Annotated in this window: 13 protein-coding genes; 3 read left to right on the top strand and 10 right to left on the bottom strand. The window is 57.3% G+C overall.

Annotated features, from left to right (window positions below):
* Positions 1-63: 63 nt before the first annotated feature.
* From tsaB to ppc, 3 genes are all read right to left on the bottom strand, one after another.
* Positions 64-738, bottom strand: coding sequence for a tRNA (adenosine(37)-N6)-threonylcarbamoyltransferase complex dimerization subunit type 1 TsaB (gene tsaB / locus AUC61_RS25215; RefSeq protein WP_243248951.1), 675 nt, complete (start codon positions 736-738; stop codon positions 64-66).
* A 90-nt stretch (positions 739-828) separates the two neighbouring features.
* Complete coding sequence (gene adk, locus AUC61_RS25210) at positions 829-1,476, bottom strand: adenylate kinase (RefSeq protein WP_243248950.1); 648 nt, start codon at positions 1,474-1,476, stop codon at positions 829-831.
* A 275-nt stretch (positions 1,477-1,751) separates the two neighbouring features.
* Entirely contained in the window at positions 1,752-4,388 is a 2,637-nt protein-coding gene (gene ppc, locus AUC61_RS25205; protein WP_243248949.1) for a phosphoenolpyruvate carboxylase, read from the bottom strand.
* Between the two features lie 235 nt (positions 4,389-4,623).
* On the opposite strand from ppc, the gene AUC61_RS25200 reads away from it, so the two are divergent.
* The 3 genes from AUC61_RS25200 to lptF all read left to right on the top strand — a co-directional run bounded on the left by AUC61_RS25200 (position 4,624) and on the right by lptF (position 6,492).
* On the top strand, positions 4,624-4,962 hold the full coding sequence (locus tag AUC61_RS25200) for a pilin assembly protein (RefSeq protein ID WP_243248948.1): 339 nt from the start codon (positions 4,624-4,626) through the stop codon (positions 4,960-4,962).
* A gap of 258 nt (positions 4,963-5,220) precedes the next feature.
* Positions 5,221-5,649: a DUF4398 domain-containing protein gene (locus tag AUC61_RS25195; RefSeq protein WP_243248947.1), complete on the top strand. Its 429-nt coding sequence runs from the start codon at positions 5,221-5,223 to the stop codon at positions 5,647-5,649.
* A 60-nt stretch (positions 5,650-5,709) separates the two neighbouring features.
* On the top strand, positions 5,710-6,492 hold the full coding sequence (gene lptF / locus AUC61_RS25190) for a lipotoxin F family OmpA-related lipoprotein LptF (RefSeq protein ID WP_243248946.1): 783 nt from the start codon (positions 5,710-5,712) through the stop codon (positions 6,490-6,492).
* 172 nt (positions 6,493-6,664) lie between these two features.
* Here the strand turns inward: lptF and AUC61_RS25185 are convergent, their stop codons facing one another.
* The 7 genes from AUC61_RS25185 to prfB all read right to left on the bottom strand — a co-directional run bounded on the left by AUC61_RS25185 (position 6,665) and on the right by prfB (position 13,752).
* Entirely contained in the window at positions 6,665-6,994 is a 330-nt protein-coding gene (locus AUC61_RS25185; RefSeq protein WP_243248945.1) for a PA3694 family proteiin, read from the bottom strand.
* A complete protein-coding gene (locus tag AUC61_RS25180) occupies positions 6,987-7,844 on the bottom strand; it encodes an alpha/beta hydrolase (protein ID WP_243248973.1) in 858 nt (285 codons plus the stop codon). The genes AUC61_RS25185 and AUC61_RS25180 overlap by 8 nt, the downstream gene beginning before the upstream one ends.
* A gap of 196 nt (positions 7,845-8,040) precedes the next feature.
* On the bottom strand, positions 8,041-9,318 hold the full coding sequence (locus tag AUC61_RS25175) for a flavohemoglobin expression-modulating QEGLA motif protein (RefSeq protein ID WP_243248944.1): 1,278 nt from the start codon (positions 9,316-9,318) through the stop codon (positions 8,041-8,043).
* A 25-nt stretch (positions 9,319-9,343) separates the two neighbouring features.
* Positions 9,344-9,910, bottom strand: coding sequence for a hypothetical protein (locus AUC61_RS25170; protein ID WP_243248943.1), 567 nt, complete (start codon positions 9,908-9,910; stop codon positions 9,344-9,346).
* 23 nt (positions 9,911-9,933) lie between these two features.
* Positions 9,934-10,665, bottom strand: a complete 732-nt coding sequence (locus AUC61_RS25165; protein WP_243248942.1) for a TetR/AcrR family transcriptional regulator — start codon at positions 10,663-10,665, stop codon at positions 9,934-9,936.
* A gap of 415 nt (positions 10,666-11,080) precedes the next feature.
* The gene (lysS, locus tag AUC61_RS25160) at positions 11,081-12,583 is read right to left on the bottom strand and encodes a lysine--tRNA ligase (protein WP_243248941.1); all 1,503 of its coding nucleotides are present in this window, start codon (positions 12,581-12,583) and stop codon (positions 11,081-11,083) included.
* A 73-nt stretch (positions 12,584-12,656) separates the two neighbouring features.
* Positions 12,657-13,752 (bottom strand): peptide chain release factor 2 gene (gene prfB, locus AUC61_RS25155; protein WP_243248940.1). Its coding sequence is split into 2 segments (ribosomal slippage): positions 12,657-13,679 and positions 13,681-13,752, totalling 1,095 coding nucleotides; the frame shifts between segments, so codons are not numbered across the junction.
* Positions 13,753-13,944 lie beyond the last annotated feature (192 nt).

Below are 13,944 nucleotides of genomic sequence, written 5' to 3'. Positions count from 1 at the left end.
AGAAAATGCATTTCAATCAAGTCGTTTGCATGTTGTTTGATAAGAGCGAATACCCACCGGAAATCACCGAGCTTTGGGCGTAGCCACTTTATCGCGCAGGTAAACCGGCTGCGCATCGTCTGCAATGATGGCCTCACCACGCTGCCAGGCAAAGGTCGCCAGGGTCAGCAGATCCTGTGCATGGGGCAGCATACCGGCGTCGTGACCAACAACGTTGACCGGCAGGCGTTCGGCATAACCCCAACCGGTGCCCGCGCCGAACCAGTCACCACTGATATCAGGCGGCAATGCAACCTGCTCTGGCGGCAATACGGCTTCGGCCCCGAGCAAACGCATCTCCCCCGCTGCCTCGCGATAACAGCCCCAGTAAACCTCATCCATACGCGCATCAATAGCGGCAGCCACCTGATGCACGCCATGCTCGCGCAAGGCCCGCTGAGCCAGCACCGCAAGGTTGGAGACGGGCAACACGGGCCGCTCAAGGCCGTACGCCAACCCCTGAACCACACCAATGGCAATCCGCACGCCCGTAAACGCGCCCGGACCACGGCCGAAAGCGATGGCATCCAGTGCCGACAGGCCGATACCGGCTTCAGCCATGATTGTCTTGATCATCGGCAGCAGACGCTGGGCATGCAGGCGCGGGATCACCTCGTAGTGGCTCAGCACCTTGCCGTCGTGCAGCAGGGCAACCGAGCAGGCTTCAGTGGCAGTGTCCAGGGCCAGCAAGGTGGTCATCAGGGTTATCCATCAAGATCAAAAAAGGGGCGCATTATAAACGACAAAACGGCCCGCAAGCGGACCGTTTGTTGACTCAAACCAGCGTTATCAGCTCAGGGCTTCAAGCACTTTTTTGGTGATCTCTTCAACAGAACCAACGCCTGCGATGTGGCTGCATTTAGGCTTGCCATTCTTGGCTTCGAGTTTGCTGTAGAACTCAACCAGCGGCTTGGTCTGCGCGTGATACACGGACAGGCGATGGCGAACGGTTTCTTCTACGTCGTCCTTGCGCTGCAGCAGTGGTTCGCCGGTTACGTCGTCAACACCTTCAACCTTAGGCGGATTGAAGATGGTGTGATAAATGCGGCCAGAGCCCTCATGCACGCGGCGACCAGACATACGCTTGACGATTTCCTCGTCATCCACAGCGATTTCCAGCACGTTGTCGATTTCCAGACCGGCAGCCAGCAAAGCTTCTGCTTGCGGGATGGTGCGCGGGAAGCCGTCGAACAGTACGCCATTGGCGCAATCCGGTTCAGACAGACGATCCTTGATCAGGCCAATGATCAGGTCATCGGAAACCAGACCGCCGCTGTCCATGACGCTTTTGGCTTTAAGGCCCAGCTCGGTGCCAGCCTTGACCGCAGCGCGCAGCATATCGCCGGTGGAAATTTGCGGGATGCCGAATTTTTCGGTGATGAATTTTGCCTGAGTACCTTTACCGGCCCCGGGAGCTCCCAGCAGAATCACGCGCATTGATGTGCTCCTCAAATTTTTTATATGTAAACGTCAGATTCGCCACTGCAGGACCAATCTCAAATAAGGTTACAGCCGAAGAATGGCCAAAGGCTGATCAAGATACACAGCCGACAGGGGTGGCACAAGCCGCCAAAAGTCGCAGTATCCGCCCCCCGGTCAGAGGTAGCAGAGTGCGGGATTGGTTCGAGTGGCTTGAGACGGGTAAAAGCACGCAAGTCATTGATGCTCATGGCGCACTGGCAATTGCCAGGCGCCCTGAGCGAACGCGTGGATCAACCGGTGTTACGCAATCCGGCGGCAATACCGGCTACAGACACCAGCAGCGCCTGTTCCAGAGGACTGTCCAGACTTGCCTCGCGATTGCGTGAGCGCGCAAGCAGCTCCGCTTGAAGCAGATGCAGTGGATCCAGATAAGTGTTGCGCAGACTGATGAACTCCAATGTCTCAGGGCTATGAGCCAGCAGCTGCGATTGCCCTGTCAGGCCCAGCACCACGGCACAAGCCTGCGACAATAGGTCGCGCAAATGCGTACCTAAATGTTGCAGTCGCGGTTCCACCAAACGCTGATCATATAACTGGGCAATATCGTGGTCAGCCTTGGCGAGAACCATCTCCAGCATGTCGATTCGGGTGCGGAAAAACGGCCAGTGCTCACGCATCTGCGCCAACAGCTCACCTTCGCCGCGCTCCAGCGCCTTGTTCAAGGCTGCTTCCCAGCCGAGCCAGGCGGGCAACATCAGACGCGTCTGAGTCCAGGCAAAAATCCACGGGATCGCCCGCAGACTCTCGACCCCGCCTTCCCTGCGCTTGGCCGGGCGACTGCCCAAAGGCAAACGCCCAAGCTCCTGCTCAGGTGTCGCCTGCCGGAAGTATTCGACGAACTCAGGATGCTCACGCACCACGGCACGGTAAGCACTGACGCCGTCGGCGGCCAGGCTGTCCATCATTTCTCGCCATGCAGGTTCCGGCGGTGGTGGTGGCTGCAACGTGGCTTCCAGTACAGCAGCAAGGTACAGATTGAGGTTTTGTTCGGCGATGTCAGGCAAGCCGAACTTGAAGCGGATCATCTCGCCCTGTTCCGTGGTGCGGAAACGTCCCGCGACAGAGCCGGGTGGCTGCGACAGAATCGCCGCGTGGGCAGGACCGCCCCCGCGCCCTACGGTGCCACCCCGACCATGAAACAGCAGCAGCTCGACTTGCTGGGCGCGGCAGATATCCACCAGTTTTTCCTGCGCCCGATACTGCGCCCAGGCCGAGGCGGTGGTGCCCGCATCCTTGGCGGAATCGGAATAGCCAATCATGACTTCTTGCGGGCCGTGCAAGCGTGAACGATAACCCGGCAGACTCAGCAATTGCTCAATGGCAGGCCCCGCATTGTCCAGGTCAGCGAGGGTTTCAAACAGCGGCACGACGCGCATCGGACGCTGCAAACCCGCCTCCTTGAGCAACAGTTGCACCGCCAGCACATCCGATGCCGCACCGGCCATGGAAATCACATAGGACCCCAATGAAGCAGCCGGCGCAGAAGCCACCTCACGACAGGTTGCCAGCACTTCGGCGGTGTCTGCTGCCGGTTTGAAATGAGCAGGCAGCAACGGACGTCGGCTGTTGAGTTCCTTCAAGAGGAAATCAACACGCGCCTGTTCATCCCAGTCCTCATAACGACCGAGCCCGAGGTAGTCGGTGATTTCGGTCATGGCCGACTCATGCCGACTGGAATCCTGACGCACATCAAGGCGTACCAGGAACAGGCCGAACGTCACCGCACGACGCAGGCAATCGAGCAACGGACCATCAGCGATCACGCCCATGCCGCATTCATGCAAGGACTGGAAGCACAGCATGAGTGGGCCAAGCAGGTCACGATTGTCGTGCAGCACGTTGTCCGGCGCAGGCTGAGTCACAGCAAGCGATGCCTGCGCCCAGTTTCGGGTCGCCCGCAGACGCTCACGCAGTTGCTTCAGAACCGCACGATAAGGCTCGGCGCTGTTACCCGCACTGGCGCGCAATGCGTCGCTGGCTTGTTGCATCGACAGCTCGGCAGCCAGTTGATCAACATCACGCACGTACAAGTCCGCTGCCATCCAGCGAGCCAGCAACAGGACTTCGCGAGTTACTGCGGCCGTGACATTAGGGTTGCCGTCACGGTCGCCGCCCATCCAGGAAGCGAAACGAATCGGTGCAGCTTCCAGCGGCAAATGAAAGCCGGTAGCCGCATGCAAAGCATGATCAGCCTTGCGCAGATAATTGGGCACGGCATGCCAGAGTGAATGTTCAATGACCGCAAAGCCCCACTTCGCCTCATCGACTGGAGTGGGGCGTGTGCGGCGAATTTCTTCGGTGTGCCAGGCTTCGGCGATCAGACGCTGCAGACGTTCGGTGATCTGCTCGCGCTCGGCGCTGCTCAAATCCCGGTGATCGAGGGCCGCCAGTTGCGCGGCAATGGCGTCGTATTTCTGGATCAGCGTGCGGCGCGCAACTTCAGTGGGGTGCGCGGTCAGAACAAGCTCGATTTCCAGTTTGCCCAATTGCCGCGCCAGCGCTTCGGGAGTCTGTCCGGCAGCCTTGAGGCGATCGAGCAATTCAGGCAAGACACGAGACTCGAACGGCTGCGGTTGTGAATCGTCGCGACGCCGGATCAGTTGATACTGCTCGGCGATGTTGGCCAGATTGAGAAACTGATTGAACGCTCGGGCGACGGGTAATAACTCATCTTCGGCAAGGCCATCGACACTGGAAGTCAGCTGCTCGGCACCCTCCGCCGAACCACGTCGCCCCGCTTTGGCCCCCTTGCGAATACGTTCGATTTTTTCGAGAAACTCGCCACCGCGCTGCTCACGAATAGTGTTCCCCAGTAGCTCCCCCAGCAGGTGTACATCTTCGCGTAAGCGCGCATCGATATCAGCCATCGTCCTTTCCCCCCGCTGTTTTTTTGTATGGGTGCAGCCAGCCAGTGAACGTCGTTACTGAACAAGCGTGCAGAAATCTGATCTACCCCTTGTCTACCAACAGTGCACCAAAATCATTGCGCACGCCAAATCCCTGTGAGTAAACCGGTTTGCAATAACCCGACTAATCTCATTCCTGAGCCATGGCTCAGTACTCAAGCAGACCTGCCGCAGGCAGGTAAATGAAGAGGCCCTTATGAAAATCCGTGAGCTTGCCAACCATTGGGAAGAGAACGCCAAAGGACGGCTGACCAAGACCCAATATGCGATTCACCTGGACATGGAGTCCGCTGCACGCCTTAGCGCACTGACCGAAATGTACCCCAAGCATCATCCTGAAGAGTTACTGGGTGAACTGATTGGCGCCGCACTGGAAGAGCTTGAAACCAGCTTCCCTTACGTGAAGGGTCAGCATGTGGTGACCACTGATGAAGAGGGTGATCCCATCTACGAAGACGTCGGCCCGACCCCACGCTTCCTTGCCTTGTCACGGCGTTACCTGCATGACCTGTCCGCAAAGCAGGACGCTGAGTAACACCTGTCTCCGGATCTCGCCCGCCCCGAAACGACCTGGCATTTGTCTGCCAGGATCGTTTTTCCACACGATTCGTTCCCCTGTTCGACTAATGAATTGACGTCAAAAAAAAGCTGAACTATTCAAAAAGCGCATGTGTCCGAGCCATTAGCCATTACAGAAAAGCCTACGGATAGCTAACGGCGCAGCCCCACGCTACCTCGCACGCTTCAGGCCAACGACTGTCATGGAACACCCAAGATTTTCAGGAGTTACATAATGGAGTCGAACACGATGAACACGCTTACTGCCAACACCAAGTCCAAAGGTCTGCGCGGCCTGAAACTGACCGCCCTGGCACTGGGTGCCAGCTTCGTCCTCGCCGGTTGCGCTGGTAATCCGCCGACCGAGCAGTACGCCGTGAGCCAGTCGGCCGTTAACAGTGCCGTGAGCGCCGGTGGCACTGAGTACTCCGCCGTAGAAATGAAATCCGCGCAAGACAAGCTCAAGCAAGCTGAACTTGCCATGCAGGAGCAGAAATACGACGAAGCACGTCGCCTGGCTGAACAAGCTGAATGGGACGCCCGTGTAGCGGAGCGTAAGTCCCAGGCAGCCAAGGCCGAAAGAGCCGTGCAGGACGCCCGTCAAGGCGTCAACGAACTACGTGAAGAAGGCCTGCGTCAGGTGCAACCGGCACCGGCCCAGTAACCAGCGTTGCAAGCAACGTTTTTCATGCATTTCGAATTCGATTTAAAGGACGAAACTATTATGCGTAAACAAGTGATGATCCCTGCCCTGCTGGCCATGAGTGTTGCACTGGCCGCTTGCTCGACACCGCCAAACCAGAATCTGGAACAGGCACGCACCAATTTCTCGGCTCTGCAGACCAACCCGCAGGCTACTAAAGTCGCGGCGCTGGAAACCAAAGACGCCAGTGATTGGCTGGACAAGGCTGACGCGGCCTATCGCAATAAAGAAGACGAGAAAAAAGTCGACCAACTGGCTTACCTGACCAACCAGCGCGTTGAAGTGGCCAAGCAGACCATCAGCCTGCGCACCGCTGAAGAAGAGCTGAAAAACGCCTCTGCCCAGCGCGCTCAAGCCCGTCTGGACGCCCGTGATGCTCAGATCAAGGCACTGCAAAGCAGCCTGAATGCCAAGCAGACTGAACGCGGTACGCTGGTGACTTTCGGCGACGTGCTGTTCGACCTGAACAAGGCTGAACTGAAGTCGAGCGGTCTGGTTAACGTTAACCAGTTGGCGACTTACCTACGTGACAACCCGGATCGCAAGGTAATCGTTGAAGGCTATACCGACAGCTCGGGTTCCGACTCTTACAACCTGTCCCTGTCCGAGCGTCGCGCGAACTCCGTGCGTATGGCACTGGTGAAAATGGGCGTTGATCCATCCCGCGTAGTGTCCCAGGGTTATGGCAAGGAATACCCGGTTGCTGACAACACCAGCGCTTCGGGCCGTGCCCAGAACCGTCGCGTGGAAGTGACCGTATCCAACGACAACCAGCCGGTAGCGCCGCGTTCGTCGATCAAATAAATCGCTGACGCTGTTAACCAAAAGCCCGGCCTGTGAAAACAGGCCGGGCTTTTTTGTTGGTTACACAATCCAGTAGGAGTGAGCTTGCTCGCGATAGCGTCGTATCAGTCACCTGTCTATAGATTGACACGACGCTATCGCGAGCAAGCTCACTCCTACAAAGTACGACGACTCAAGGCTGGAGCTGCTGTGGCGTCTCCTGTCCCATACAGCGCACTGCCTGCTTCTTGCTGTTGATCAGCACACCCGACAGCCCTTTCTGCGACGTATCGAACAGCACCAGCACGCCATCAATGCACTGCGCGACTTCTGCGGCAGGGGTGGCGGCGACTTTGTAGTCCTCACCCGGCACTGTTTTGATCATGGTGAAATCATTGAGCAACAGCGCATCTTCAGGCTTGGCAAAATGCAGATAGCCGTAATACCAGAGCGTGCCGACAGTGACGAAGATGGTGCAAATGCCGGTGATGATCAAAGGTATAGCGTTACGTTCTTCACTCATTGCGGTTCTCAGGCATTTCTTTTTCGGAGGGCGTGGGGTAATTCGGCACTTCGGCCAAACGACGCAGCCCATTGAAGTGCTGTGGGTCTTCCAGATAACGGACCATCACCTGACGCCAGGTGGGGTCGGCAAATGTCTGAACATGCCCGCCACGGGTCAATTGCAGCACCCGCGGTGGTGGCGCGGCTTGATAAAGGCTGATGCCGTTGTCGAGCGGCACAAGGGTGTCGTCGAGACTCTGGAAAATCAGCATCGGCGTACCCGCCAGCTGTGGGAGGCCGTTGATCGCGCTGTCTGAGTCGGGAATCAACCATGAAAGCGGTGTTTTGAACGGCCAGGTCAGCCATGACGTACCCAGCGTGTAACGGGCTACATCGCGATAACTGGCAGGCGCGCCGTCGAGGATCAACGCCTTGAGCCGCGAGCGCTGCTGTGGGTGCTCAGCCAGATAGTGCACGGCCAGCGCTCCGCCGATACTCTGCCCAAGCACTACCAGCGGTTTGTTCTGCACTTCCGGGGCTTTGTTCAGCCAGTCGAATGCTGCATCCACGTCCTGGTAAATCGCAGGCAGGCTGGGCTTCCCTTGGGATAAACCATAGCCGCGATAGTCGAGGATCAAGACTTGGTAACCCTGCTCGGGCAACCACCAGCTACCGCCCAGATGCCAGGCGAGGTTGCCGCCGTTGCCATGCAAATGCAGCACCGTGCCTTTGACCTCAACGCCCTCTTTTGCGGGCAACCACCAGGCATGCAATCGCGTGCCGTCAGCAGCGGTGAGCGTCACATCGCGATATTGCAGGTGGGCTTTTTCAGGGGTAAACGGCAGGCCGGGTTCCGGGTAGAACAGCATCGAACTGCAACCGGTCAGAGAGAGGAGCAGCACGAGGGATATCAAGAACTTCAAGCGGGATTCCTTTTGTTTTCTTGATGCGGCTCTGATCAATAAAATACATTTCCTGTAGGAGCTGCCGAAGGCTGCGATCGGATTCCAATGACACACCGCCTTCGCAGCCTTCGGCAGCTCCTACAGAGGATCGGTGGTGGCGCTACAGGATGTTCGAATAATCCGCTTCGATACGATCCAGGCTCAGGTGGTTCAAGAAGTTCGAGAAACACATCCAGGCCGACAGGGCATTCATGTCCCTGAACTGTTCCGGCAGGTACTTGGGCGGCACGACCAGTCCCTCGTCAACCAGTTGACGCAGGGTCCGCATGTCCTCAAGGGTGGTTTTGCCACAGAACAGCAGCGGCACTTGTTCCAGCTTGCCCTTGCGCACGGCGAGCTGAATATAGTTGTAAACCATGATGAAACCTTTGAGGTAGGACAAGTCTTTGGTGAATGGCAGACCATTAGGCACCGAGCCCCGGAAAACCCGACTGGCATTGCCGTAGCTTTCAGACATGCCGAAGCCTTGTTCACGATAGAACTCGAACACCTGAAGGAAATCGGCGCCCTCTTCGGCCATGTGAATGGCGCGAGTACGATTGGTCAGCTTGCGCAGCCGACTCGGATAGGACGCGAAGGCGATCACCTCCATAAGGATCGCCAAGCCCTCCTGCGTCACTGTCGACGAAGGTGGCCCTTTAGAAAGAAAGGTACAGATCGGCTGATTCTGGCCATTGAGGGTAGTGCCCACATGCACCAGACCTTCATGGACTTCCAGCGCGCGAACATCTCGCTCGTTGAACATCGCATCGCTGCGGATCTTGATGTAATCGGCACCCGCCGCTGCGTCGGCCACAATACCGTCAGACTCGAATACGCGAATGGTCTCTTCGGCCTCGCCAAAAACTTTGTTCAAGCGACTTTGCAGTAACGATACCGCGTCCTTGGCGGTCAGGATTTTTGGTTCGTCCTTGAGGTCACCGCGCCCGGCAATGTTATTGAGGTAGTCGGAGAGCATCAGGCCCAGGTCGGCCAAAGTAGGATCACCGGCGTGAAACGCATCGGACGCAGCACCGTACAACTCTTGGGAAATAAGACCAAAATCCGCCGTGCCTCGTGCTTCCAGCATGCGGACGACCATGCGGTATTCCTTGCACATGCGACGCATGATCTGACCAACAGGGTTGAACTGGCCCAACTGCCGGGTGATGTCGCGCTCGATATTCTGGAATTCGAGCTTCACTTCAGATGAGTCAAAACCCAGCGGTCGATTTTCATAGTAAGCGCGGTCCACAGCCGGTAGCGCTTTACCCTTGGCCGCAAGAAAGTCCTTGCGCACCGTATCGTCCCACTTCACCGCATCCAGAACCCGGATCGGCGTCTGTGCTGCGACGATACGATCCGACAACGCTCGAATAGTCTGCTGGTACTCGTCCACCCACTGCTCCTTAGTTGGCCAAGCCTTAATTGGTTGGGCGTGTGCCCTGCTTCGGCAAGCGCTGATAACGCGCCACCTCAAGGAAAACATCGGAATTGGCCGGGTCGTTCAGATAGCTGAAGACCTCATCCAGCGGGCTGGTAATCAACAGCCCCTCACCCTTCCCGGCTGGCACTTTTTCGCCAGTCAGTGCCTTTTGCTCAACCCACTGGCTGAAACGATCCAGATCAAGGTTGTAGACCACAAGCTCACCGCTTTCTGCCAGCTCGAAGCCAGCCATCACAAAATGGCCGCCATCTTTGGTCGGTAATCCTGCCGACAAATACCATCGACTGCCGTGTCTTGACACCGTAAAAGTATATTCATCGCGGTTCTTGCGATTCCCCTTACGATAGCTCAGAGCCTTGTATTCGTTGGCACCTGCCCGGCTTATTTCCAGCTCTAGTGGCTCGCCCCAGGCATTCTTGCTCGTCCAGGTCCCCAGTAGCTGCGAAGGCGCAGCCTCGCGAGCTGGGATCGGGTTCTTGAACGTCACCAGACAACCACTCAACAGCAGAAACGACAAGGCGACGCACAGACGCCAGGCTTTCATTGGCTACTCCCCAAAGGGGTTTGTCACTCGTCAACCGGCTTGGTGGTACCCAGTACCAGGTGCATCTGGCGAGTGAGAATACCGAGGTTTTCTTCGTCCGCGTCAGGTTGCGGGCCGTGTAGTAGCCCCTGATATTCCATCCGGCACATTACCCCCGTCAACACTTGAGCGTCCTGAAGTGGCTGAACAGAGCCCATGACCTGCAAAAGTCGGCAGGCGCCTTGCAGGAGAATATCCTGATGGGCATTCACCAGCCGGGCCAGCCTCGGGTTAAGCAGCGCTTCACAATGGAAGGCATATTCGGCAATCAGAAAATCGCGGCGCGTTGCGAGCTGGTGACGAATGTACTCCATGGCCATCAGCGCAATTTCGTCGGCCAGACGCGCACGGCCCGCAGGCGTGCCGTCAGTGCGAGCCACCATTTCACGCAGCCTGACTTCAGTGCTCTCCCAGAGCTTGGCCATGTAGTTAGCGCTGCGCTCGACGTACTGGGAAAAGGCATCAGTGAGCAGGTCATCGATGTCCTTGAAGTAATAAGTGGTGGCCGACAACGGCACGCCTGCCTCGGCGGCGACTGCCCGGTGCCGCACGGCGCGCACGCCGTCGCGGACCACGATGCGCATGGCGGCATCGAGAATATCCTGCCTACGTTGTTCGCTGCCCTGGCGACTTGCCTTGCGCCCGCGATACTCGACACTTTGCACCACGGCGCTAGCGGCACCAGCGGCTCCATTTTGAGCAATAGAACGGGTCACGACGGTTCTTTCCTTTTGCTTAACAACTCATTTTCTGTAATGACTCACAGCATTGCGATTGCGGTGGCTCAGCCAAAACCCTATCGCAGCCTTCGCGTTGCGAGTGCGGTCTTATCAACCACTATGCAAACAACTGAATTGGAATGCATTCCTGTAGGAGCTGCCGAAGGCTGCGAAGCATTCATCCTGCAATACCTCTATCGCAGCCTTCGGCAGCTCCTACAAGTGCAATGTTCGCCACGTGCCAGCGCGTTGCCATGCTCACCGTAAGAGCTCTTGGGGTTACGAAGGCGCTGTTTCCAGCTTGCCTTTCCGGTTCAAATGTAAACCAACATGACTGAACTGAAGCTTTCAGACGCTCAATCGTCACGCAAAAAAAAGCCGCCCATCACAGGCGGCTCGTTTTTCACATCACTTACGCTTGCGGGCGCATGTGCGGGAAGAGGATCACGTCGCGGATCGACGGTGCATTGGTCAACAACATCACCAGACGGTCAATACCGATACCTTCACCGGCAGTCGGCGGCATGCCGTATTCCAGCGCACGCACGAAGTCAGCGTCGTAGTGCATGGCTTCATCGTCGCCTGCATCCTTGTCGGCCACCTGGGCCTGGAAGCGCTCAGCCTGATCTTCCGCGTCGTTCAACTCGGAGTAAGCGTTGGCGATTTCACGGCCGCCGATGAACAGTTCGAAACGGTCGGTGACGTTCGGGTTGTCATCGTTGCGACGGGCCAGCGGCGACACTTCGAACGGGTATTGAGTGATGAAGTGCGGTTGCTCCAGCTTATGCTCGACCAACTCTTCGAAAATCATTACCTGCAGCTTGCCCAGACCTTCGAAGCCCAGCACCTTGGCGCCAGCTTTCTTGGCGATGGCGCGAGCCTTGTCGATGTCTTGCAGGTCAGCAGCGGTCAGATCCGGGTTGTACTTGAGGATCGAATCGAACACCGACAGACGCACAAACGGTTCGCCGAAGTGGAATACCTTGTCGCCGTAAGGGACGTCGGTAGTACCCAGAACCAGTTGAGCCAGTTCGCGGAACAGCTCCTCGGTCAGGTCCATGTTGTCTTCGTAGTCCGCGTATGCCTGATAGAACTCAAGCATGGTGAACTCGGGGTTGTGACGGGTCGAGACGCCTTCGTTACGGAAGTTGCGGTTGATCTCGAAGACTTTCTCGAAACCGCCAACCACCAGACGCTTCAGGTACAGCTCAGGTGCGATACGCAGGAACATTTCCATGTCCAGCGCATTGTGGTGAGTTTCAAAAGGCTTGGCTGCCGCGCCGCCCGGGATGGTCTGCAGCATCGGCGTTTCGACTTCCAGGAAGTCGCGCTTCATCAGGAAGCTGCGGATGTGGGCAATGACTTGCGAACGCACGCGGAACGTCTCGCGCACGTCTTCGTTGACGATCAGGTCAACGTAGCGCTGACGATAACGCTGCTCGGTGTCGGTCAGGCCGTGATGCTTGTCCGGCAATGGACGCAAGGATTTGGTCAGCAGGCGCACGTTGGTCATTTCAACGTACAGGTCGCCCTTGCCCGAACGCGCCAGGGTGCCTTCGGCTGCGATGATGTCGCCCAGGTCCCAGGTTTTCACTGCGGCCAGGGTTTCTTCCGACAAAGTCTTGCGATTGACGTAGACCTGGATACGCCCGGTCATGTCCTGGATTACCATGAACGAGCCACGGTTGAGCATGAGGCGGCCGGCAACCTTGACCGGAATCGCCGCTTCAGCCAGCTCTTCCTTGGTCTTGTCCACGTACTGCTTCTGCAGATCATTGCAGTAGCTGTCGCGGCGGAAGTCGTTGGGGAAGGCCTGACCCTTGGCGCGCTCGGCAGCAAGCTTTTCCTTGCGCAGGGCGATCAGGGTGTTTTCTTCCTGTTGCAGGGCTTGCGGGTCGAGTTGTTGGTCGCTCATGTCTTTAGATTTTCCATCACAGGTTCGTTGCCCCCGCGCTTGCACGGGGGTCTTGTAGATCGAGGCTGACGGGTTACAGCCCTTGTTTGAGGCTCGCGATCAGGTACTCGTCGAGATCGCCGTCCAGCACCTTGTCGCAGTCGCTGCGTTCGATGTTGGTACGCAGATCCTTGATCCGCGAGGCGTCCAGCACGTAGGAGCGGATCTGGTGACCCCAGCCGATATCGGACTTGGTGTCTTCCAGCGCCTGGGAAGCGGCGTTGCGCTTCTGCACTTCCTGTTCGTACAAGCGCGCCCGCAACATTTTCATCGCGGTGTCTTTGTTCGCGTGCTGGGATCGTTCGTTCTGGCAGCTCACCACAGTGTTGGTCGGTACGTGAGTAATCCGCACGGCCGAGTCAGTGGTGTTTACGTGCTGACCACCGGCACCGGACGAACGATAGGTATCGATACGCAGGTCCGACGGGTTGATGTCGATTTCGATATTGTCGTCGATTTCCGGAGAAACGAAGACCGCCGAGAACGAGGTGTGACGACGGTTACCGGAGTCGAACGGGCTCTTGCGCACCAGACGGTGAACGCCGATTTCGGTACGCAGCCAGCCAAAGGCGTATTCACCCTTGATGTGCACTGTAGCGCCCTTGATACCGGCGACTTCACCGGCGGACAGTTCCATGATGGTGGCATCGAAACCGCGCTTGTCAGCCCAGCGCAGGTACATGCGCAGCAGGATGTTGGCCCAGTCCTGTGCTTCGGTACCGCCGGAACCGGCCTGGATATCCAGATAAGCGTTGTTCTGGTCCATTTCGCCACTGAACATGCGGCGGAATTCCAGTTTTTCCAGCGACTCGCGCAAGCGCTCGACTTCAGCAGCCACGTCATCGACGGCAGCCTGGTCTTCTTCTTCAGCGGACATCAGCAGCAGGTCTTTGGCATCAGCCAGGCCCGAGGACATTTCGTCCAGGGTGTCTACGATCTGCGCCAGCAGGGAGCGCTCACGCCCCAGCTCCTGAGCGTAGCTTGGGTTGTTCCAGACATTTGGATCTTCGAGCTCGCGGTTAACTTCGGTCAGACGATCATGTTTGTGATCGTAGTCAAAGATACCCCCGAATGGTTTCGGAGCGCTCGGACAGGTCCTTGATGCTGTTTAGGATCGGGTTGATTTCCATGGTGGGCAGCACTCGCAGGCGAAATTTTCAAAGCCGGTGAGTATACCCGAGTGAACGGAATGAAGGCAGCCCGTTGGGCAGTACTGTGGTGACCTTATCGCAGCGTAGGTATCTACTACACATCTTTTCCATGCAGGATTTCCATGCAGGATTTTTGTGTACATATCCAGAACCGCATTAATGGCTTCTATT

This window comes from Pseudomonas maioricensis, assembly GCF_022790535.1.
Taxonomy (GTDB): Bacteria; Pseudomonadota; Gammaproteobacteria; order Pseudomonadales; family Pseudomonadaceae; genus Aquipseudomonas; species Aquipseudomonas maioricensis.
This window is presented reverse-complemented; position numbering and strand designations above follow the sequence as displayed.

What these genes read in the sequence shown, in the direction of transcription:
- tsaB (WP_243248951.1), bottom strand. Translation starts at nt 738, where the DNA reads ATGACCACCTTGCTGGCCCTGGACACTGCCACTGAAGCCTGCTCGGTT.
- adk (WP_243248950.1), bottom strand. Translation starts at nt 1,476, where the DNA reads ATGCGCGTGATTCTGCTGGGAGCTCCCGGGGCCGGTAAAGGTACTCAG.
- ppc (WP_243248949.1), bottom strand. Translation starts at nt 4,388, where the DNA reads ATGGCTGATATCGATGCGCGCTTACGCGAAGATGTACACCTGCTGGGG.
- AUC61_RS25200 (WP_243248948.1), top strand. Translation starts at nt 4,624, where the DNA reads ATGAAAATCCGTGAGCTTGCCAACCATTGGGAAGAGAACGCCAAAGGA.
- AUC61_RS25195 (WP_243248947.1), top strand. Translation starts at nt 5,221, where the DNA reads ATGGAGTCGAACACGATGAACACGCTTACTGCCAACACCAAGTCCAAA.
- lptF (WP_243248946.1), top strand. Translation starts at nt 5,710, where the DNA reads ATGCGTAAACAAGTGATGATCCCTGCCCTGCTGGCCATGAGTGTTGCA.
- AUC61_RS25185 (WP_243248945.1), bottom strand. Translation starts at nt 6,994, where the DNA reads ATGAGTGAAGAACGTAACGCTATACCTTTGATCATCACCGGCATTTGC.
- AUC61_RS25180 (WP_243248973.1), bottom strand. Translation starts at nt 7,844, where the DNA reads ATGCTGTTCTACCCGGAACCCGGCCTGCCGTTTACCCCTGAAAAAGCC.
- AUC61_RS25170 (WP_243248943.1), bottom strand. Translation starts at nt 9,910, where the DNA reads ATGAAAGCCTGGCGTCTGTGCGTCGCCTTGTCGTTTCTGCTGTTGAGT.
- lysS (WP_243248941.1), bottom strand. Translation starts at nt 12,583, where the DNA reads ATGAGCGACCAACAACTCGACCCGCAAGCCCTGCAACAGGAAGAAAAC.